This is a genomic window from Kitasatospora dryopteridis (assembly GCF_050749075.1).
In the GTDB taxonomy this organism is placed as follows: Bacteria; Actinomycetota; Actinomycetes; order Streptomycetales; family Streptomycetaceae; genus Kitasatospora.
In genome coordinates, this window is record NZ_CP192749.1 from 7389807 (window position 1) to 7410166 (window position 20360).

Consider the following 20360-nt stretch of genomic DNA (forward strand, 5'->3'; position numbering starts at 1 on the left):
GACGCGGCGGTGCGGGCGGTGTCCGGCCCCGGCGGGGGGTTCAGCCGCTCGGCCGAACGGAATGCGCCGTGCGGAGCAGCGGGGGGCTCCCGGCGGGCGCAGGGGCACGGAGTCCCGGCCACGGGTGTCCCCTCGGGCCCGGCGGCCCTGCTGTCAGCCGACGTCCCAGAAGAAGCGGTGGGTGTGGATGCCGAAGTACGGGAACGACTGGATCTGGCGGACGCCCTCGATCGGGCGGACGGTGTCGTTGACGAAGTCGAGGAGCTCGCGCGGCCCGGGGCAGACCACCTCGGCGAAGAGGTCGAAGCCGCCGGCGGTGAGCACCGAGTAGACCACTTCGCCGTGCTTGGCGAGTTCGTCGGCGACGGTGCGGGGGTCGCCGTCGACGGAGATGCCGAGCATGGCCATGGCCTGGCCGCCCATCGCCATCGGGTCGGTCACGCCGACGACCTGGACGGCCTTGGCGTCGAGCAGCCGCTGCAGGCGCTGCCGGGCGGCCGACGCCGACAGGCCGACCTTGGGCCCGAGGTCGGCATACGCTATCCGGCCGTCGGTCTGCAGTTCGCGCAGGATCGCCCGGTCGATGTCGTCCACGTGTGTGCTCCTCGGTCCGCCCGTTGTCCCGAACATTATCGGGAACCGCCCGTCGCGGTCCGGCGGTTCCCGCTGCCGGTCAGCCCGCGAGCCGGGCCAGGGCGACGGAGAAGACGTCGGTGTGCGCGTCGACGTCCGCCTCGGTGGTCGCCGGGCACATCAGCGCCATGTTGTGGAACGGGGTCATCAGGATGCCCCGGTTGGCCAGGTACAGGTGGAGGAAGTCCTCCAGCTCGGGGTCGGCGACCGCGGCCGAGGCGGTGCCGGTGCGCGGCGCGGGGTTGGCGAACCGGTACTCGGTGCGGGCGCCGAGCCGGCTGACCGACCAGGGCAGGGCGTGGGCGTCGACGGCCTGCTGCACACCGGCCTCGAAGCGTTCGGCGAGCTTGCCCATCCGCTCGAAGGCGGCGTCGGTGAGGACGTGCTCCAGGGTGGCGCGCATGGCGGCGACGGAGAGCGCGTTGCCGGCCAGGGTGCCGCCCACGCCGCCCATGTCGACCAGGTCGAGGTCGTTGCGGCCGAGCAGCCGGTCCGCGAGTTCGGCGGAGAGGCCGTACGCGCCGGCCGGGATGCCGCCACCGATGGCCTTGCCGATGGTCAGCATGTCGGGCTCGAGGTCCCATGCGGCGGTGCAGCCGCCGGGCCCTGCGGAGAAGGTGTGCGTCTCGTCGTTGATCAGCAGCACGCCGTGGCGGCGGGTCAGCTCGCGCACACCGGCGAGGTAGCCGGGCTCGGGCAGGACGATGCCGATGTTGGTGAGCGCGGGCTCCATCAGGACGGCGGCGACGTCGCCGTGCGCGAGCTCGCGTTCCAGCTGGTCGAGGTCGTTGAACTCGGCGACCCGGCTGGTCAGCGTGACGTCGCAGGGGGCGCCGACGTTGCCGGGGCGGGAGGCGCCGCGGCCGTCGGGGCCGACCACGATCAGCGACTCGTCGACGCTGCCGTGGTAGCTGTAGCTGTTGACCAGGATCTTGCTGCGGCCGGTGACGGCCCGGGCGAGGCGGATCGCCCAGCGGTTGGCGTCGGTGGCGGTGAGCGAGAAGCTCCAGTGCGAGAGGCCGAAGCGGCGGGTCAGCTCGGCGCCGACCCACTCGGCGTCCTCGGTGGGCAGCATCGCGGTCGCGCCGCCCTGGTCGGCGAACCGGCGCTGCACGGCCGCGGCGACCACCTCGGGGGAGTGGCCGGCCATCGCGCCGGTGTCGCCGAGGCAGAAGTCGATGTACTCGTGGCCGTCGATGTCGGTGATCCGCGCGCCGCGGGCGGTGGCCAGGTACCGGGGGAAGGCACCGGCGGTCTTGTTCATCCAGGTCATCGGCACCCGGCCGAAGAGGTGGTCGGCGCGGGCGTAGGCGGCCTGCGACCGCGGGTTGCGGCGCTCGGCCTCGGCGCTCTCGCGGGCGAGGAGGTGCTGCAGTCGGGCGCGGTCCATGGGGGCTGCCTCACGTCGGGGGCCGGAAGGGATTGCTTCGTGGGGGATTGGTTCGACTGTAGGCAGGTATGGGGGGCGCGGGCAAGCATTGACGCTCGATTCAATTGTCGAAGCAATCGATTCGAGCGCGGTCGACATGCGACGTATCGATGTGCACTGAGTGCCTTTACCGATTGGCACTCAGTGCCATACGCTCCCGGTGTCGTGTCGAGCGGGCTTCGGCAGCGGGTCCCCGCATGCGCCGGCCCGGAGCGGGAGGAGCCGCCATGAACCCCGTCGCCACCATCACTGCGCCCGCCGCGGCGGCCGTCGACGACCGGCCTGCCGTCGAACTGGTCTTCCGGCGCTGCCGCTGGTGCCGCGCGGCGACCGCCCCCGTCCGGATGCTCTGTCCGGTGTGCGGCAGCGCCGACCTGGAGGACGAGGTGAGCGGTGGCACCGGCACCGTGCGGCGGCTGCTGCCGGCGGCCCGGCGCGGGCCGGGCGAGCCCATGCCGTACATGGTCGCCCTCGACGAGGGCTTCACCGTCCAGGCGGCGGTGACCGGGGCGCTGCCGGGTGCCGTCCAGGCCGGTGCTCGCGTCGAACTCTCGGTCTCCAGCGGTCAGTTGATCGCCTTCCGGCTGGTCACGGGCCAGTCAGGCCCGGCCGAGCCGGAGAGCCTCTTCGCCCCGCGCCCGGTGGGCTGCATCCGGCAGCCCGTCGCCCCGGCCGTCCGCGGCGCCGGCTGAAGCATGCCCGGGAGGGCCAAGCCGTGATCTGTACGGTGGCCCACCTCCGAATTGCGCAGTTCCGCCCCCAGCCTTCGGCCGGGAGGTGCCCCCAGCGCCCCTGATGGCGTGCCCGACCCGCGTCAGGGCGCGGTGAGCGGGGGCTGGGCCGGGGCCGGGCCGAGGGTGGTGGTGCCGGGGGCTGCGGCGTGGCCGAGGCCGGTGCGGTAGGTCTCCAGTGCGGCCTCGGTGCGGCCGAGTCTGCGCTGCAGGTCGCCGAGGAGCCGGCAAAGGTCGGCCAGGTCGCCGGCGGCGCCGGTGGGCTCCAGCAGGGCGAGCGCCCGGCCGTAGTGCTCCTCGGCGGCGGCGGTGTCCTCCCCGTCCTCGGCGAGCAGGCCGAGCAGGCGGTGGGCGGCGGCGCGGTGCACCGGCCCGCGGTCCGGGTCGAGCCCGTCCAGGAGGCGGTGCAGCAGCCGGCCGGCCTCCTCCCGGCGGCCGAGCCGCCGCAGGACGTCGGCGAGTTCGACCTCCACCTGGGCGGTGTACAGCTCGGCCCGGGTGGCCGCCAGCATGTCGCGGGCGGTGGTGAGTTCGCGTTCGGCGGCCTCCAGTGCGCCCTCCTGGGCGTGCACGTAGCCGCGCATCCAGTGGCAGTGGGCCAGTTCGGTGCGGATCTGCAACTGTTCGTAGAGGGCGGCCGCCTTGGCGAGCGAGGCATCCGCCTCGGCGGTGCGGCCCTCGGCGAGCAGGGTGCGGGCCACCGTCCGGTGCATGCCGGCCACCAGTGCCGGGTCGGTCACCTGCGGGGCCAGGCCCAGGGCGATCTCGGCGGCCTGCGCGGCCCGGGCGTGCGCGCCCATGTCCATGTACGGGGCGATCGCCGCGGTGTACAGCAGCACCAGGGCGTCCGGGTCCTGCAGTCCGGCCGCCTGCAGTTCGTCGATCGCGGACTCCAACAGGTAGCAGGAGTACCGTAGTTCGCCCGCCAGCAGGTGGGCCACCGCCCGGCCGCGGACGGCCCGGGCGCGCTGCAGCGCCGGTGCGTCGCCGAGCAGCGCCTCGGCGGCCTCGAAGTGCCCGCGGGCGGCGGTGAGATCGCCCGCGTAGAGTGCGCACTGGCCGAGCCCGAGCAGGGCGGCGGCGCGTTCGGGGTCCAGGCCGTGCCGCTCGGCCTCGGCCAGCAGCCGGCGGTACGCGGCGGCCGCGTCCTCGCCCTCGCCGAGGGCCAGCAGCCGCTGGGCGTCCACGAGTTCGGCGCGCAGCCCGGTGGCGACGTGCGGCGGGCGGCCGGTGGCGAGCTCCTCGTACGTCACGCCGAGCCGGTCCGCGACGTGCCGCAGTGCCGCCTCGGAGGGGCGTACCCGGTCCGACTCCAGTATCGAGATGTAGGCGGCCGTGTAGGCGGGCTCGGCGAGTTGGCGCTGGGTGAGGCCGCGCTCCAGGCGCAGCCGGTGCACCCGCCTGCCGACGGTGGCCGGGGTGTTCGGGTCCGACGGGGTCGTCGTGTCCGCCAAGGCTGTCCCACCTGTCCGCTCGCCGGGTCCTGTGCGAGGGCCACCTTAGACCGACCGGCACATGGGGGGCGGCGTCGCGGCGCCACGGCTCTCGCCCGAACGGCTTCTCCTCGATCGCCGCAGCTCCGCTGTCACTCCCTCGTCGGCACCGCCCGGACTCGGCCCTGCCGCCGCTCCTTCTCCCACCCCCCATGTGTCGGTCGGTCTTGTGCGCTGCCGCCCTGGTCAGGGCGAGTGCCATCGCGTTTCGTCCGACCGGCGCGGCGTCCGGCTCCTGGCCGAACCTCCGCCGCCCGCAGGGGAATCGGTGCCCCGCCTCTTGTCGGCGGAGCCTGCCGCCCCTAAGTTCAGCACAGAGTTAAGCACATTTAACTCGCCTCTTAACCCCCACCCTCGACCGAGAGGAGGGCATGTGCGCGCCCGCACCCGCATGCCCCGCTACGCCGTACTCGCGGCCTGCCTCGCCATCGCAGCCGCACCGACCGTGCCCGCCGCTGCCGCCGAACCGACCCCCGCCACGGCGACTGCCGCAACCGCGTTCGCTCCCGCACCGGGCGGCCGGACGGTCGCCGCGGAGGCCTTCGACCGGCCCGGCGGCGAGGGCCGTACCCTGCACGTCCCGGCCACCGTGCCCGGCCACGCCAAGGACACCGCCACCCGCCGGACGGCGCCCGGCGACGTCACCGGGGACGGCGCGGTCGGCCGGCTCGCCGTGACCGGCCCCACCGCCGACCGCCTGGACGTGGTCGTCATCGGCGACGGCTACACCGCCGACCAGCAGGACGCGTTCCACAAGGCCGCCGCCGCCCAGTGGGCGGCCATCACCGCGATCGAGCCGTACCGCAGCTACCGCGGCCTGTTCAACGTCTGGACGGTGGACGCCGTCTCGCACGAGTCCGGCATCAGCGGCGACCCGGACGCCGGCACCGTCCGCGACACCGCGCTCGGCAGCTGGTTCTGGTGCGCGGACACCGAGCGGCTGGTCTGCACCGACCTCGACAAGGCCGCCGCGTACGCCGCCAAGGCGCCGGCCGCCGACCTCGTCGTGGTCATCGCCAACTCCGCCAAGTACGGCGGCGCCGGCTACTACGGGCTGCAGGCCGAGGGCTACCCCTTCGACGGCGTCTCCACGCTGTCCTCCGACAACGCCTCCTCCAGCCTGATCGCCGCCCACGAGATCGGGCACTCGGTCGGACAGCTCCACGACGAGTACACCTACGCCTCCTACGGCACCTGGACGGAGGGCGAGGTGGACGGCCCCAACTCGACCGTCCGGACGGCCGACCGGCTGCTCGCCGACCGCGCCAAGTGGTGGCGCTGGCTCGGTGCGGACGACCCCACCGGCGGCACCGTCGACACCTACGAGGGCAGCTCCTACTACCCGCACGGCCTCTACCGCCCCACCGCCACCTCGCTGATGCGCAGCCTGTCCAGCACCGACTTCAACCTCCCCGGCCGGGAGGCGATGATCGCCGGCTTCTACCGGCACGCCAACGTCCTGAGCAGCGACCTGCCGACCGGCAGCACCGTCCGCCGCAGCACCCGGATCACCGTCTCCCGGGCCGAACTGACCGGCCTCGCCGACCCCGACCTGCGCTGGTACCTCGACGGCACTGAGGTCGCCTCGGCCCGCGGCCGCTCCTCCGTCGTGCCCGCGGCGCTCGGCGTCCGCCCAGACGGCCGGCTGCACCGTCTCACCGCCGTCTCGGTCGACCGCACGGCGTCCGTCCGCGACCCCGGGGTGCGGGAGCTCGCCACCGACACCCTCGCCTGGCGCGTCGCCGGTACCCCCTGACCTCCTGTCCCCGCGTCAACCGGGTCGGCCGGATCCGGCCGACCCGGGCCGACATGCGCGTGGATACCGCCCCCGCGCGGCAGCCGGGCCGTACACTCCCCGCGACGACCACCCCGCCGACCTGCCGTACCGAGCCGCCGACCTGCCGTACCGAGCCGCCGTTCCGCTGAACCGATCCGCCGCCGAGGGAGCCGCGATGCGCGTTGCGCTGTTCGCCACCTGCGTCAACGACGCCGTGCGTCCGCGCACCGCACAGGCCGTGGTTGCCCTGCTGGAACGCCTCGGTGTGGAGGTCGACTTCCCTGCCGCGCAGACCTGCTGCGGCCAGCCGCAGTACAACACCGGCTACCGGCGCGAGGCCGAGCCCCTGGTGCTGCGTACCGCCCGCGCCTTCGAGGGCTACGACCACGTGGTCACCCCGTCCGGCTCCTGCACGGCCATGGTCCGCGACGCCTACCCGCGGATCGGCGCCCGGGCCCAGGCCGAGGGGCGCGGCACCCGGCTCGCCGACGCGGCCGCCTCGCTGGCCCCACGGGTGCTGGAACTCACCGAATTCCTCACCGACGTGCTGCAGGTGACCGACGTCGGCGCGTACTTCCCGCACACCGTCACCTACCACCCGTCCTGCCACGGCCTGCGGATGCTCGGCCTCGGCGACCGGCCACGGCGCCTGCTGCAGGCGGTCGAGGGACTGGAACTCGTCGAACTGCCCGGCGCCGAGGAGTGCTGCGGCTTCGGCGGCACCTTCGCCGTCAAGAACCCCGACGTCTCCGTCGCCATGGGCGCCGACAAGGTCCGCAACGCGCTGTCGACCGGCGCCCGAGTGCTGTGCGGCGCCGACAACTCCTGCCTGCTGCACCTCGACGGCATCCTGCGCCGTCGGGACACGCCCATGCAGGCCCTGCACATCGCCGAGATCCTCGCCTCGACCAGGACGGAGGTGTACGCGTGAGCGGCACCTACCTGGGCATGCCCGCCTTCCCCAAGGCCGCCGCGGTCTCCACCCGGAACGCGCAGCTGCGGGCCAACCTCGGCCACGCCACCCGCACCATCCGCGAGAAGCGCGCCAGGGCCGTCGCCGAACTCGACGACTGGGCCGAACTCCGCGCCGCCGGCAAGGAGATCAAGGACCGCACGCTGCGCCGGCTCGACCACTACCTGCTGCAGGCGGAGGAGGCCGTCACCGCGGCCGGGGGAGTGGTGCACTGGGCCGCCGACGCCGCCGACGCCAACCGGATCGTCGCCGATCTGGTCAAGGCCGCAGGCGAGAGCGAGGTCGTCAAGGTCAAGTCCATGGCGACACAGGAGATCGGGCTCAACGAGGCGCTGGCCGCCGAGGGCATCACCGCGTACGAGACCGACCTCGCCGAGCTCATCGTCCAGCTCGGCGACGACCTGCCCTCGCACATCCTGGTGCCCGCGATCCACCGCAACCGCGGCGAGATCCGCGACATCTTCCGCGAGGCGATGGGCCGTTGGGGCCGCCCCGCGCCCGAGGGCCTGACCGACTCGCCCGCCGAACTCGCCGAGGCCGCCCGCCTCCACCTGCGGGAGAAGTTCCTGCGGGCCAAGGTGGCCGTCTCCGGCGCCAACTTCCTGGTCGCCGAGACCGGCACCCTGGTCGTCGTCGAGTCCGAGGGCAACGGACGGATGTGCCTCACCCTCCCCGAAACGCTGATCTCCGTCGTCGGCATCGAGAAGGTCGTCCCCACCTGGCGCGACCTGGAGGTCTTCCTCCAACTGCTGCCCCGCTCCTCCACCGCCGAGCGGATGAACCCCTACACCTCGATGTGGACGGGCACCACCGACGGCGACGGCCCGAAGAACGTCCACCTCGTCCTGCTCGACAACGGCCGCACCGCCACCCTCGCCGACGAGACCGGCCGGCAGGCGCTGCGCTGCATCCGCTGCTCCGCCTGCCTCAACGTCTGCCCGGTCTACGAACGCGCCGGCGGCCACGCCTACGGCTCCCCGTACCCCGGCCCGATCGGCGCCATCCTCACCCCCCAACTCCGGGGCCTGACAACCGAACTGGATGCCTCCCTGCCCTACGCGTCCACCCTGTGCGGCGCCTGCTACGAGGTCTGCCCGGTGGCCATCGACATCCCCGAGGTCCTCGTCCACCTCCGCGAACAGGCCGTCGAGAACGGTCCTCCGCACCGCGCCGAGAAGGCCGCGATCAAGGCCGCCACCTGGCTGCTCGACCACCCCGCCGCACTCGCCGCCGCCGAACGCGCCGCCGCCCGCACCCGCAGCCTGCACCCCAGGAAGCTCCCCCTGCCCGGGCCCGCCAAGGCCTGGACGGCCGGCCGCGACCTCCCCGAGATGCCCGCCGAGCCGTTCCGCGACTGGTGGGCGGCCCGCACCCGCGACCGCAAGGACGGCACCCCATGAGCACCTCCCGCGACACCGTCCTCGCCCGCATCCGCAGCGCCCTCACCGACGTGCCCGCGGGGGAGGAGCCCGGCAGCCCGCCCGTCCGCCGCGACTACCGCTTCACCCACGTCCTCGACGAGCCCAAGGCACTGCTCGACCTGCTCGCCGACAACCTCACCGACTACCGGGCCCACGTCCACCGCTGCACCGGGGACGAACTGCCCGCCGTGCTCGCCCGGCTGCTCGCCGAGCGCGGCGCCCGTACCGTCACCCTCCCGGCCGACCTCCCCGCCGCCTGGCTCGCCCGCGCCGCGGCCGAACAGCTCCCCGACGACGGGCACCTCACCGCGCAGCGGCTCGACACCGTCGACAGCGTGGTCACCGGCTGCGCCCTCGCCGTCGCCGAGACCGGCACCATCGTCCTCGACGCCGGGCCGGCCCAGGGCCGCCGCGTCCTCACCCTCGTACCCGACCACCACATCTGCGTCGTCCGGACCGACCAGGTGGTCGCCTCCGTGCCCCAGGCCCTTCCCCGCCTCGACCCGGCCCGCCCCCAGACCTGGATCTCCGGCCCCTCCGCCACCAGCGACATCGAACTCGACCGCGTCGAGGGCGTCCACGGCCCCCGCACCCTGGACGTCGTCCTCCTCGAGGGCCCCGGTCCGCGGAGCTGATCCCGCGGGGTCCGTCAGCCGCGTGCGCGGAGGTACGCCTCCAACTCGGCCGCCCCGGCCAGCATCGCCCGCCCACGGGCGGCCAGCCGGCCGTGCCAGTCGTGCAGCGCGGCCTCCAGCGGCTCCAGGCCGCCGGCCGCCCGCACCTGGGCGATCAGCGGGGCGATCTGCTCCAGCAGGTGGCCGCCCCGCCTGAGCTGGTGGGCCAGCCGGACGTCCCGCACATCGGCCTCGTCGTAGACGCGGTACCCGGTCAGCGGGTCGCGGCGCGGACGCACCAGCCCGGCGCGCTCCCAGGCGCGCAGCGTCGCGGGCCTGATGCCGAGCTCCTCCGCGAGCGGTCCGATGAACATGCCGCCGCGCCCGGCCACCACCGCCCCGTCCCGCCCGGCGACTGCCGCCGGTGCCAGGTCGCGCAGCGCGTCCTCGACCGCGCAGAGGGTCTGCCGGTCGCCGAGGAGCTGGGCGTGGCTCTCGTCGATGAGGCGGAACGCCTGCTCGTCCGCGCCCCCGTTCACCGCCTGCATCACCGCCGTGGCCGTGGCGTGGCCGTGGCCGGGCACCAGGGCGAGGAACGCGCGCAGCGCCGCCGCGTGCAGCCGGGCGTAGGTGCGGTAGCCGTGCGGCGTGCGATCGGCGGCGGGCAGGATCCCGGCCTCCTCGTAGTTCCTGACCGCCTGCGTGGACAGCCCGTGCCCGCGCGCCAGATCGACCGGCCGGAGCCGGTCGCCGCTTTGAAGGTTTCGTCCCATAGTCCTGGTGATGTCGGGGAAAAGTTTCAACCGAGGCTTCAACGATACCGTTGAAGGCATGGCGACTGACATCAAGGAAAGCATTCGTCCCGTCGACGCTGCCGCCCTCCTGGAGCTGCTGCCGGCCCGGCCGCGGGTGCTCGCACTGGGCGAGCCCACCCACGGCGAGGACACCCTGCTCGAGCTGCGCAACGAACTCTTCAAGCACCTCGTCGAGCACGAGGGCTACCGGACGATCGCGATCGAGAGCGACTGCCTGGCCGGCCTGACCGTCGACGCGTACGTCACCTCCGGCACCGGCACCCTCGACGAGGCCATGGAGCACGGCTTCAGCCACGGGTTCGGCGCGTCCGCGGCCAACCGCGAGCTGGTGCGCTGGATGCGCGCCCACAACGACGGCCGGCCCGCGGCCGAGCAGGTCCGCTTCGCCGGCATCGACGGCCCGCTGGAGATCACCGGCGCCGCGAGCCCCCGGCAGGCCCTCACCGCACTCCACCGCCACCTCGCGGACCGAGCGGACGCCGACCTGCTCCCGTGCACCGCGGAGACGCTCGACCTCCTGCTCGGCGCCGACGACCGGTGGACGGAGCCCGCCGCGATGATGGACCCGACCCGATCGGCGGGGCAGTCCGCCGAGGCCGCCGAGCTGCGGCTGCTCGCCGACGACCTGGTGGCGCTGCTCGACACCCTGACACCGCAGCTGGTCGCCGGGACCTCGCGCGAGGAATGGCACCGGGCCCGCCTCCACGGGCGCACCGCCGTCGGCCTGCTGCGCTACCACCACTGGATGGCCGACACCTCGCCCGGCCGGATGGCACGGCTGGTGGGCCTGCGCGGCGGGATGATGGCCGACAACCTCCTCGCCGTCGCCGAACGCGGCCCGGCACTGGTCTTCGCCCACAACAGCCATCTGCAGCGCGAGAAGAGCAGCATGCAGCTGGGTGGCCTGCGGCTGGAGTGGTGGAGCGCCGGGGCACTGGCCGCCGCCCACCTGGGCGCGGACTACGCCTTCGTCGCCACGGCCCTCGGCACGATCCGGCACCAGGGGGTCGACACCCCGCCGCCGGAAACCGTCGAAGGACTCCTCCACGCCCTCCCGGAGGAGCACTGCCTCGTCGACACCCGCAGGCTGGCCGCCGCCCTCGAGGAGGCACCCCCCGCACCCCGGGTGTCCCCCTGGTTCGGCTACGCCCCGCTCGACCCGGCCCACCTGCCCGCCATCGACGCGATGCTGTTCGTCGGGGACGTCGGCCCGCAGGGCTAGCACTGCTTCCAAAGGGCAGTCCGGCAAGCGATCAGGGGCACCCACGTGCCCTTGAGGACAGGCCCTGCGCCCGGTGCCAGACTGGGAGGCGGGGTCTGCCCGACGGGAGTGGCCATGGACACGGTGACCGGTGCACAGGCGGCCGCTCCGGCGGCGGACATGCTCGACGACGCCCGGATCGACGCCCTCGCGGCAGCGTTCCGCGGGGAGCTGGTGCGGCCCGCGGACCACGGCTACGACGAGGCCCGGCGGATCTGGAACGGCTCGGTCGACCGCCGCCCCGGCGCGGTCGCCTACTGCGCCGGCGTCGCCGACGTCATCGCCGCCGTCCGGTTCGCGGCCGACACCGGGGTGCCGTTCGCCGTCCGCAGCGGCGGCCACAGCTTCCCCGGGCAGTCGGTCTGCGACGGCGGCCTGGTCGCCGACCTGTCCCGGCTGAAGGGCATCCGGGTCGATCCCGACGCCCGTACGGCCCGTGTCCAGGCCGGCGTCCTGCTCGGTGAACTCGACCACGAGACGCAGCAGTTCGGGCTCGCCGTGCCGGCCGGGATCGTCACCCACACCGGACTGGCCGGCCTCACCCTCGGCGGCGGCATCGGCTGGCTGATGCGCCGCCACGGCCTGACGATCGACCAGCTGCTCTCGGTCGACCTGGTCACCGCCGAGGGCGGCCTCGTCCGGGCGAGCGCCACCGAGAACCCGGAACTCTTCTGGGGCGTCCGCGGCGGCGGCGGGAACTTCGGCATCGTCACCGAGTTCGAGTTCCGCCTCAACCCGGTCGGCCCGACCGTTCTCGCCGGCCCCATCCTCTGGGACGTCGCCGACTCGGCCCGGCTGCTGCGCTTCTACCGCGAGTGGATCACCGAAGTCCCCGACGGGCTCACCACCGCCGTGGTGCACCGCAAGGCCCCGCCGCTGCCCGAGATCCCCGCCGAGTGGCACGGCCGCCGGGTGGCGATCGTGATCTGCTGCTGGACGGGCGACCTCGACGAGGGCGAGCGGGTCCTGCGCCCGCTGCGCCGCTTCGGCCCGCCGGTGCTGGACCTGTGCCGCGCGAAGCCGTTCACCGAGCACCAGGCGATGCTCGACCCGTCCTTCCCGCACGGCCGCTGGTACTACTTCAAGTCCTGCGACGTCGCCGAACTCACCGACGAGATCGTCGACATCACCGCCGACCGGGCGGCACGGATCACCTCGCCGCTGACCAGCTTCCCGATCTTCCACCTCGGTGGTGCGATCGGTCGGCTCGGCGAGGACGACACCGCCTTCAGCGGACGCTCGGCCGGCCACACCTTCAACATCAACGGCACCTGCGCCGACGCCGAGGGCTTCGACGGGGAACGGGAGTGGGTCCGCGGCTTCTGGTCGGCGCTCGCCCCGCACCACACCGGCGTGTACGTCAACTTCCTGATGGACGAGGGCGATTCGCGGGTCGAGCAGGCGTACGGCGCGGCCAAGTACCGGCGGCTGCGGGACCTCAAGCGCACCTGGGACCCGCACAACCTGTTCCGGCTCAACCAGAACATCCCGCCCGGCTGAACCGGCCGCAGGGCGGCCCGCCGCACCGCGGGGTGCGCGGTGCGGCGGGCCGTGCCCTCAGTGCAGCGCCGGGGCGTGCACCGGGTCGACGCCGAACTCGTTGTGCCGGCCCGCCCAGTCCTGCAGGGCCGTCCGGCAGGCGTGGTCGAGGTGCCGCAGGCCGTCCAGGTCGAGCTCGATCGCACGGTCCCTGGGCAGCGACTCCAGGGTGTCCAGGATGCGCGGCAGCCGCAGGAAGGTCGCGTTGCCGGACACCGCGACCCGGATCGGGCCGTCCGCGGTGTCGGTGACCTCCAGGTGCACCGAGGAGGTCTCCCAGGCGGTCTTCAGCACCGCGAGGACCAGGCCGATCAGCACCCCCTCGAACATGTTGGTGGCCACGATCGCGACGGCCGTCGCCACCAGCACCACCGCCTCGCCGCGGTGCGAGCGCCACAGCGACCGCAGCGGCCCCACCGGCATCAGCTTGACGCCCGCGTGCACCAGCACGCCCGCCAGCGCGGCCAGGGGGATCACTCCGAGCGCCGCGGGCACCAGCGCCGCGAACAGCAGCAGCCACGCGCCGTGCATCACCCGGGACGCCTTCGTCCGGGCACCGGCCTGCACGTTGGCGGCGCTGCGCACGATCACCGCGGTCATCGGCAGCGCGCCGAGCAGGCCGCACACGGTGTTTCCGGCGCCCTGAGCGATCAGCTCGCGGTCGTAGTCGGTGCGCGGCCCGTCGTGCAGGCGGTCCACCGCGGCGGCGCTGAACAGGCTCTCCGCGGAGGCGATCAGGGTGAACGCGAGGACGGTGGCGATCGCCCCGACCCCGGTCAGCACCGCCAGGTCCGAGCCGCCCGGCGGGTCGATCACCCCGAGCAGGCCCTTCACCTCCACCTTGGCCACCGGCAGCCCGAACAGTGCGACGGCGGCGGTGGCCAGGCCCACCGCGGCGAGCGGGGCGGGCACCACCCGCGCCCGTGCGGGCATCCGCTTCCACAGCACCAGCACCGCCACCGTGCCGGCGCCGATGCCGAGCGAGGCCAGCGAGTCCGACGAGCCGGCGGTGTCGGCGACCAGCCCGGGCAGGCCGGCGATGTTCGCCGGGCCGCTGCCCTTGGCCCTGGAGCCGGCCAGCGCGTACAGCTGGCCGGCCACCAGGACCAGGCCGATGCCCGCCAGCATGCCGTGCACCACGGACACCGAGATCGCGCGGAACAGCCGACCGAGTCTCAGCACCCCCATGAGCAGCTGGAGCAGCCCGGAGGCGAGCACGATCGCGCCCAGGGCGGGCAGGCCGAACTCGGCGACGGCCTCGTACACCAGCACGGTCAGGCCGGCGGCGGGGCCGGACACCTGCAGGCTGGAGCCCGGCAGCAGGCCGGTGAGCAGCCCGCCGACGATGCCGGTGACCAGGCCGAGCTCGGCCGGGACGCCGGAGGCCACGGCCACCCCGACGCACAGCGGCAGGGCGACCAGGAAGACGACGAGGGAGGCGGCGAAGTCCGCCCGGAACGCGGACGGGTCGAAAGCGGTTTTGTGCAGCATCAGGTTTTCCTCTGTGGGTCGGTCGTGGAACGGCCGGCTCGAGGGCCGCTCAGAGCGGGAGGAAGGCATCGGTGTCGGGCCGGTGGGAGAGCACCAGGCCGGTGTGCACCTCGTAGAACCAGGCGTGCAGGCGCAGCCGGCCGTCGGCGGTGCGCCGGGCGATGCCGGGGTACGCGCGCAGCCGGTCGAGCTGGGCCAGGACGTGCCGCTGCACCGGGCCGGCGACCGTGGGGTCGAACACCTCGGCCCGGTCGGAGGCGAGGGCGGCGCGGTCGGTGTCCGCCAGCCAGCTGCGGACGGCGGGCACGGCGCTGAGGTCGTCGCCGCGGACGACGGCGCCGACCGCCCCGCAGTGCGAGTGGCCGCAGACGACGATGTCGCGCACGCCCAGCACCTCGACGGCGTACTCGACGGTCGCGGCCTCGCCGGACGGCCGGTCGACCCGGTACGGCGGGACGATGTTGCCGGCGGTGCGCAGCTCGAACAGGTCGCCGGGGTCCGCACCGGTGATCAGGGACGGGACGACCCGGGAGTCGGAGCAGGTGATGAACAGGGCCTGCGGCGACTGCCCGGCCGCCAGGCCGACGAACTGCCGGCCGTCCTGTGCGGCGCGGTCGCGGAACGAGCGGGCGCGGTCGATCAAGGGCTTCATCAGGGCATACCTCCATGGCCCCGGCGCGCTTCGGCGCGGGGGCGTACGTGGACGAGGGCTTCACGCCGCGTCGGCGGCGTTCGCGGTGACGTGCGGCATCGCGGCCGGGCGCGGGTCAGCGCGGCGCGGTCGCGATCCGCCCGGCGGGGGCTGCGGGGCAGCCGCCGGGCACGGTCAGCAGCGGAAGACCTGGTACACGGAGGCGGTGGCGCCGCCGGTGGGTCTGGAGGGATAGGGGAGGGGAGCACCGGGCGCCCGCGGCGGCCGGCCGAGAGGTCCGCGGCCGCTGCGGGGGCGACGACGGTGGCGAGGGGCCGCAGGGCGGAGCCGCCGCCCGGTGCGGGCCGGCCGACCGCGTGCGGGCCGTGCCGCAGCGGCACCCCGGCCGGGATCTCCTTCTCGCTCTCCTTGTGCTCGGCGACGGAGGCGGCCGCGGCGGCCGGCACGGGCGGACGCGGCTTCAGGGAGGCGCCGGCGCCGCCGCCCAGCAGCAGGGCGAGGCCGAGCAGGGCCGCCAGCAGGCCCGTGATGGTGCTGCGCGTGCGCACCGGCGCTCCCCCTCCCGTAGCCGGTCACATGGACATGTTCACGTTGATAAACGCATCTGATGACGGATCAGTTTCCTCGAGATGTGAAGATCGTGACAGGAAAGCGGCGGGTCATCGGTGCGTGTCCGAGCGATCCGCTCGTGAGTCACGGTGACGGAGCGTGAGGGGGAGCAGGAAGGGCGCACGGGGGTGACGTCACTCGAGCGTGTGATCCTTCGGCGAATCCCCGTCCGCCGGTGCAGAGCCCGCTCCCGTCACCGGGAGTGGCGAACCGGGCACCTCGCGCCCGGCGTCCCCTCCCCCGTGATCAAAGCTGTCATGGACGCATCGCCGCTGTTCGGGCCGGGCGCACTCGGCTCGCTGCTGCTGGCCCTGCTGCTCTCCCGCCCGGCCGGTCGCCTGCTCGCCGCCCACCGGGCGGCCGGCTTCCTGCTCGTCCTCGCCCTCGGCGGGATCGCCACCCTCACCCTGCTGCCGGACGTGCGCCGCCCGCTGTGGGAGAACGCCCGCTACGCCGCCGACGCCTGCGTGCTCGACCGGGCAGGGCCGCGGCCGCTCGCCGAACTGCTCACCGCCACCCAGAGCAGCCTCAACGTGGCCCTGTTCGTCCCGCTCGGCGCGGCGGTCGCGCTGGCCGGCACCTGGCCGCGGCGGGCCGCCGCCACCGCGGCGGCCCTCGCCCTGCCGGTCGGCGTCGAGGCGCTCCAGTACGCGCTGCCGGTGCTCGGCCGCGCCTGCGACGAGCAGGACGTCTGGGACAACCTCTTCGGCCTGGCGATCGGAGCGCTCCTCGGCCTGCTCCTGGCGCCGCCCGCCCGGCGTGCCGTCCGCGCGCTGCGGGCCCGCCGCGGGGCCGTGCCGCAGACAGGGCCGACCGGGTCGGTTGCCGAATGCGGCTGGATGCCCGGGGTAGGGGTGAAAGGGTACGCGCAGCGGCCGCCGACGGAGGCGGCACCCACGCCCCGCCCCGCCGGACCCGACCGGGGGCGGTGACCAGGAGGAGAGACGATGGTGCACGCTCGTGCAGGCCGGCCGGCCGGTCCGCAGGACCTCGTTGACGTGGCCCGGCTGGTGACCGCGTACTGGACGCTGCACCCGGACCCGGCCGAGCCGGGCCAGCGGGTCGCGTTCGGCACCTCGGGGCACCGCGGGTCGTCCCTGGACACGGCGTTCAACGAGGACCACATCGCGGCGACCACCCAGGCGATCTGCGAGTACCGGGCCGCACAGGGCACCACCGGCCCGCTGTTCCTCGGCATCGACACCCACGCGCTCTCCGAGCCGGCCCGGGCGACCGCCCTCGAGGTGCTGGCCGCGAACGGCGTGACCGTCCTGCTGGACAGCGCCGACGGGTACACACCGACCCCGGCCGTCTCGCACGCGATCCTCGCGCACAACCGGTCCGAGCCGAAGCGGCTCGCCGACGGCATCGTCGTCACGCCCTCGCACAACCCGCCGCGCGACGGCGGCTTCAAGTACAACCCGCCCAGCGGCGGCCCGGCCGGCTCCGAGGCCACCGGGTGGATCCAGGACCGGGCGAACGCGCTGATCGGGGCCGGCCTGGCCGGCGTCCGCCGCATCCCGTACGCCCGGGCGCTCGCCGCCGACACCACCGGCCGGTACGACTACGTGGCCGGCTACACCGAGGACCTGCCGCAGGTGCTCGACCTCGACGCGGTCCGCGCGGCGGGCGTGCGGATCGGCGCCGACCCGCTCGGCGGAGCCTCCGTCGCCTACTGGGAGCGGATCGCCGAGACCCACCGGCTCGACCTCACCGTGGTCAACCCGGTGACCGACCCCACCTGGCGCTTCATGACCCTGGACTGGGACGGGAAGATCCGGATGGACTGCTCCTCCCCGTACGCCATGGCCTCGCTGATCGGCCGCAAGGACGCCTACGCCGTCGCCACCGGCAACGACGCGGACGCCGACCGGCACGGCATCGTCACCCCCGACGGCGGGCTGATGAACCCCAACCACTACCTCGCGGTCGCCATCGACTACCTGTTCCGGCACCGCACCGGCTGGCCGGAGGCGGCCGCTGTCGGCAAGACCCTGGTCTCCTCCTCGATGATCGACCGGGTCGCCGCCGAGCTGAACCGGGGCCTCGTCGAGGTGCCGGTCGGCTTCAAGTGGTTCGTCGACGGGCTGCTCGGCGGCACCGTCGGCTTCGGCGGCGAGGAGTCGGCGGGCGCCTCCTTCCTGCGCCGGGACGGCTCGGTGTGGACGACCGACAAGGACGGCATCCTGCTCGCCCTGCTCGCCTCCGAGATCACCGCGGTGACCGGCCGCAGCCCCTCCGAGCTGTACGGGGAGCTGACCGGCCGGTTCGGCGACCCGGCGTACGCGCGGGTGGACGCCCCCGCGGACCGGGAGCAGAAGGCCGTACTGGCGAAGCTGTCGCCCGACCGGGTCCGGGCCGACCGGCTGGCCGGGGAGAAGATCACCGCCGTCCTGACCGAGGCGCCCGGCAACGGCGCCGCCGTCGGCGGGCTCAAGGTGTGCACCGAGAACGCCTGGTTCGCGGCCCGCCCCTCCGGCACCGAGGACGTCTACAAGATCTACGCCGAGAGCTTCCACGGTCCCGCCCACCTCACCCAGGTCCAGGACGAGGCCCGCGCCCTGGTCACCGAGGCCCTGGAGTCGGGCAAGGCCTGACACACCGGCCACGCCCAAGGGCGTGTCTTACGATCACTGCATGTCGCTGCCGCACGCCATCCTCACCGCCCTGCTGGAGAAGCCGTCCTCGGGGCTGGAGTTGACGCGCCGCTTCGACAAGTCGATCCGCTACTTCTGGTCTGCCACCCACCAGCAGATCTACCGCGAGCTCGGGCGGCTGGAGAAGGACGGCCTGATCCGCGCCGTCCCCCAGCCGCCCAGCCGCGGCCAGCGCAAGGAGTACGAGGTGCTCCCCGAGGGCCGCGCCGCCCTCACCGAGTGGATCGGGCAGCCGCAGGACCCGCGGCCCATCCGCGACCCGCTGCTGCTGCGCCTGCGGGCCGCCGCCGCGATGGGTGCCGGCCCCGCGCTGGAGGACGAGCTGCGCCGCCATCTCGATCTGCACCAGCGACAGTTGGAGGAGTACCGGGAGATCGAGCAGCGGCACTTCCCGGCCGAGCTGTCCGCCGTCGAGAACCGCCTGCAGCACCTGGTGCTGCAGGCCGGCATCGGCCTGGAGACGTACTGGGTGGAGTGGCTGGAGGCCGTGCTCGCCGAGTACTCGTGACCTGCCGCGGGCGGCCCTCAGCGGCCGCGCCGCCACTGGCGGAACCGCCACACCAGGCAGGACACCAGCGAGACGCCCACCACCGCGACGGCGACCGCCAGCCACCGGTGGCCGACCACCTCGGTCCCGCTGAACACCATGATCACGGAGACGGCGAACGGGATCACCAGCACCGCCACCGTCCGCAGGAACACCAGCAGCGCCAGCGGCCGCACCCGGCCGCGCCCACGGGTCCGCGTCGCAGGGCCGGCCTCGTCGTCCACCAGCCCGAACAGGACGGAGGCCCGGGTGGCCAGCCGCAGCGTCGCCGAACGGTACGCCACCCCGAGCACCGGCACCCAGACGAACGGCAGCGCGATGCCGACCAGCACCAGCAGCGTCACCGCGACCCAGCGCAGGTAGCGGTTCAGCCGCCCGGTCGGGGTGCTGCTGCCCGGCGAGATCACCCCCAGCACGTACGCCATCCGCCCGACCACGTGCAGCCACTCCCGCCAGGACAGCCGCGGTGCGGGCCCGCTGCCCGGCTCGGGGAGGTCCTCCAGCGCCCGCCGGGCCTCCTCCGGCGTCGTGTACGCGCCCTGCAGGACCAGCATGTCGACCGCCCGGTCCGGCGAGGTCGCGGGGGCCGGCCAGCTCGCCCAGCTCCAGCACCATCCGGCCCTGGGCGAGCAGGGCGGCGCAGAACGCGGTCGGGATCAGGGCGATGAACGGACCACCGACGAAGGCGCCCTCCACGATGGCGGTGTGCACACCGCGGGAGATCACCGTCTCCCGCACCTGCTCCGGCGGGTCCCCCTTCCGGCGGATCCTGGCCAGCCGCTCGGAGGCCTCCTCACCGATCCGCTCGACGCCGAACAGCGCAGCCCGCTCGGCCATGTGGGTGGGGTCGTGGCGGATCCGCCCGAGCAGGTCGATCGGCGGCCACGGCGCCCGCCCGCGGTCGGCGGCACGGGGCTCGGCATCGCCCATCCGGGCCTCCCTCCGCCGTGCCGCGCCGCCGACAGTCCTCGACCTTCGGGTGTGTCTGACAATTCCCGCCGGGCGTGAATTGTCAGACACACCCCAGTCTCGCCCGGCGCGTCCGCCGCGGCTCGCTCAGAGGTGCGCGGCGATGTCCGGGATGAGGTCCTGGAAGGTGCGGCCCTCGGCCGGTGCGCCGATGGCGGTCATCTGCCAGCCCCCGTTCGACCGGTGCACCTTCGCCATGATCTGCGCCGTGTGGCTGCCGCCGCCGGTGAGCGTGTACCGGGCCAGCTCCTGCCCGGTGGAGTCGTCCACCAGGCGGCAGAAGGCGTTCTGCACGTCCTGGAAGGTCTGGCCGGTGAACGAGTTGACGGTGAACACGATCTGGTCGACCTTGGCGGGCACCCGGGTCAGGTTCACCGTGATCGACTCGTCGTCGGCGCCCTGCCCCGCGCCGCCGGTCAGGTTGTCGCCGCTGTGCCGCACCGAGCCGTCGGAGCTGGTCAGGTGCTGGAAGTACACGACGTCCACCGGGTCGCTGCCGGCGAACAGCACGGCCGATGCGTCCAGGTCGATGTCACGGGCCATCAGCTTGGCGAAGAACCCCTTGCGGGGCGCGGCCTGCCAGCCGAGGCCCATCCGTACGACCTCCAGCGTGCCGCCGCCCGGCTTGCCGAGGTCGACCTTCTGGCCCTTGCCGAGGTTCACCGTCATCGGGCCTCACCCTTTCGCTGCGTGGACGCCTGCCGTCCGGCAGCCGCGGGACGCGCCTGCCGACGTGGAGGACCTTCCCA

The 20360-nt window shown here is 74.2% G+C and carries 19 protein-coding genes; 11 read left to right on the top strand and 8 right to left on the bottom strand.

The annotated features are described in order from the left end of the window. Nucleotides 1-153: 153 nt before the first annotated feature. Together ACQ614_RS33515 and ACQ614_RS33520 are read right to left on the bottom strand one after the other, a co-directional pair. The gene (locus tag ACQ614_RS33515) at nucleotides 154-594 is read right to left on the bottom strand and encodes an Lrp/AsnC family transcriptional regulator (RefSeq protein ID WP_431682810.1); all 441 of its coding nucleotides are present in this window, start codon (nucleotides 592-594) and stop codon (nucleotides 154-156) included. A 79-nt stretch (nucleotides 595-673) separates the two neighbouring features. Further along, nucleotides 674-2023: a transaminase gene (locus ACQ614_RS33520; RefSeq protein WP_431682812.1), complete on the bottom strand. Its 1350-nt coding sequence runs from the start codon at nucleotides 2021-2023 to the stop codon at nucleotides 674-676. A 266-nt stretch (nucleotides 2024-2289) separates the two neighbouring features. Between ACQ614_RS33520 and ACQ614_RS33525 the strand changes: the two genes are divergently transcribed. Next, a complete protein-coding gene (locus ACQ614_RS33525) occupies nucleotides 2290-2754 on the top strand; it encodes a Zn-ribbon domain-containing OB-fold protein (RefSeq protein ID WP_431682813.1) in 465 nt (154 codons plus the stop codon). A gap of 122 nt (nucleotides 2755-2876) precedes the next feature. On the opposite strand, the gene ACQ614_RS33530 is transcribed toward ACQ614_RS33525, so the two are convergent. Then, nucleotides 2877-4247 (bottom strand): tetratricopeptide repeat protein, encoded by a 1371-nt coding sequence (locus ACQ614_RS33530; RefSeq protein ID WP_431682814.1) that lies wholly within the window; start codon nucleotides 4245-4247, stop codon nucleotides 2877-2879. A gap of 412 nt (nucleotides 4248-4659) precedes the next feature. On the opposite strand from ACQ614_RS33530, the gene ACQ614_RS33535 reads away from it, so the two are divergent. From ACQ614_RS33535 to ACQ614_RS33550, 4 genes are all read left to right on the top strand, one after another. After that, on the top strand, nucleotides 4660-6042 hold the full coding sequence (locus ACQ614_RS33535; protein WP_431682815.1) for a M64 family metallopeptidase: 1383 nt from the start codon (nucleotides 4660-4662) through the stop codon (nucleotides 6040-6042). 196 nt (nucleotides 6043-6238) lie between these two features. Then, nucleotides 6239-6994, top strand: coding sequence for a (Fe-S)-binding protein (locus tag ACQ614_RS33540; RefSeq protein ID WP_431682817.1), 756 nt, complete (start codon nucleotides 6239-6241; stop codon nucleotides 6992-6994). Then, the gene (locus ACQ614_RS33545) at nucleotides 6991-8436 is read left to right on the top strand and encodes a lactate utilization protein B (RefSeq protein ID WP_431682818.1); all 1446 of its coding nucleotides are present in this window, start codon (nucleotides 6991-6993) and stop codon (nucleotides 8434-8436) included. The genes ACQ614_RS33540 and ACQ614_RS33545 overlap by 4 nt, the downstream gene beginning before the upstream one ends. Further along, entirely contained in the window at nucleotides 8433-9092 is a 660-nt protein-coding gene (locus ACQ614_RS33550) for a LutC/YkgG family protein (RefSeq protein ID WP_431682820.1), read from the top strand. Before ACQ614_RS33545 ends, ACQ614_RS33550 begins: the two co-directional genes overlap by 4 nt. Before the next feature lie 14 nt (nucleotides 9093-9106). Here the strand turns inward: ACQ614_RS33550 and ACQ614_RS33555 are convergent, their stop codons facing one another. After that, nucleotides 9107-9844 (bottom strand): TioE family transcriptional regulator, encoded by a 738-nt coding sequence (locus ACQ614_RS33555; RefSeq protein WP_431682822.1) that lies wholly within the window; start codon nucleotides 9842-9844, stop codon nucleotides 9107-9109. Between the two features lie 58 nt (nucleotides 9845-9902). On the opposite strand from ACQ614_RS33555, the gene ACQ614_RS33560 reads away from it, so the two are divergent. Together ACQ614_RS33560 and ACQ614_RS33565 are read left to right on the top strand one after the other, a co-directional pair. Further along, a complete protein-coding gene (locus tag ACQ614_RS33560; RefSeq protein ID WP_431682824.1) occupies nucleotides 9903-11108 on the top strand; it encodes an erythromycin esterase family protein in 1206 nt (401 codons plus the stop codon). A gap of 114 nt (nucleotides 11109-11222) precedes the next feature. After that, nucleotides 11223-12647: an FAD-binding oxidoreductase gene (locus tag ACQ614_RS33565; protein ID WP_431682825.1), complete on the top strand. Its 1425-nt coding sequence runs from the start codon at nucleotides 11223-11225 to the stop codon at nucleotides 12645-12647. 57 nt (nucleotides 12648-12704) lie between these two features. Here ACQ614_RS33565 and ACQ614_RS33570 read toward each other — a convergent pair whose 3' ends face one another. Together ACQ614_RS33570 and ACQ614_RS33575 are read right to left on the bottom strand one after the other, a co-directional pair. After that, nucleotides 12705-14177, bottom strand: coding sequence for a SulP family inorganic anion transporter (locus ACQ614_RS33570; RefSeq protein WP_431682826.1), 1473 nt, complete (start codon nucleotides 14175-14177; stop codon nucleotides 12705-12707). Between the two features lie 49 nt (nucleotides 14178-14226). Next, the gene (locus tag ACQ614_RS33575) at nucleotides 14227-14829 is read right to left on the bottom strand and encodes a carbonic anhydrase (RefSeq protein ID WP_363497796.1); all 603 of its coding nucleotides are present in this window, start codon (nucleotides 14827-14829) and stop codon (nucleotides 14227-14229) included. Between the two features lie 866 nt (nucleotides 14830-15695). Here ACQ614_RS33575 and ACQ614_RS33580 point away from each other — a divergent pair. The 3 genes from ACQ614_RS33580 to ACQ614_RS33590 are packed head-to-tail and all read left to right on the top strand — an operon-like array spanning nucleotide 15696 to nucleotide 18603. Then, the gene (locus ACQ614_RS33580; RefSeq protein WP_431682827.1) at nucleotides 15696-16370 is read left to right on the top strand and encodes a VanZ family protein; all 675 of its coding nucleotides are present in this window, start codon (nucleotides 15696-15698) and stop codon (nucleotides 16368-16370) included. A 15-nt stretch (nucleotides 16371-16385) separates the two neighbouring features. Beyond that, nucleotides 16386-18035, top strand: coding sequence for a phosphoglucomutase (alpha-D-glucose-1,6-bisphosphate-dependent) (gene pgm / locus ACQ614_RS33585; RefSeq protein WP_431682829.1), 1650 nt, complete (start codon nucleotides 16386-16388; stop codon nucleotides 18033-18035). 40 nt (nucleotides 18036-18075) lie between these two features. Then, nucleotides 18076-18603 (top strand): PadR family transcriptional regulator, encoded by a 528-nt coding sequence (locus tag ACQ614_RS33590; protein ID WP_431682830.1) that lies wholly within the window; start codon nucleotides 18076-18078, stop codon nucleotides 18601-18603. 17 nt (nucleotides 18604-18620) lie between these two features. Here ACQ614_RS33590 and ACQ614_RS33595 read toward each other — a convergent pair whose 3' ends face one another. Next, a complete protein-coding gene (locus tag ACQ614_RS33595) occupies nucleotides 18621-19196 on the bottom strand; it encodes a hypothetical protein (protein ID WP_431682832.1) in 576 nt (191 codons plus the stop codon). Here ACQ614_RS33595 and ACQ614_RS33600 point away from each other — a divergent pair. Next, nucleotides 19195-19650, top strand: a complete 456-nt coding sequence (locus ACQ614_RS33600) for a hypothetical protein (RefSeq protein ID WP_431682833.1) — start codon at nucleotides 19195-19197, stop codon at nucleotides 19648-19650. The two genes, ACQ614_RS33595 and ACQ614_RS33600, sit on opposite strands and share 2 nt — an antisense overlap. Nucleotides 19651-19698: 48 nt before the next feature. Here the strand turns inward: ACQ614_RS33600 and ACQ614_RS33605 are convergent, their stop codons facing one another. Further along, nucleotides 19699-20280 carry a TerD family protein gene (locus tag ACQ614_RS33605; protein WP_363497778.1) on the bottom strand — a complete coding sequence of 194 codons (582 nt, stop codon included), beginning with the start codon at nucleotides 20278-20280 and terminating at the stop codon, nucleotides 19699-19701. Nucleotides 20281-20360: the final 80 nt, after the last annotated feature.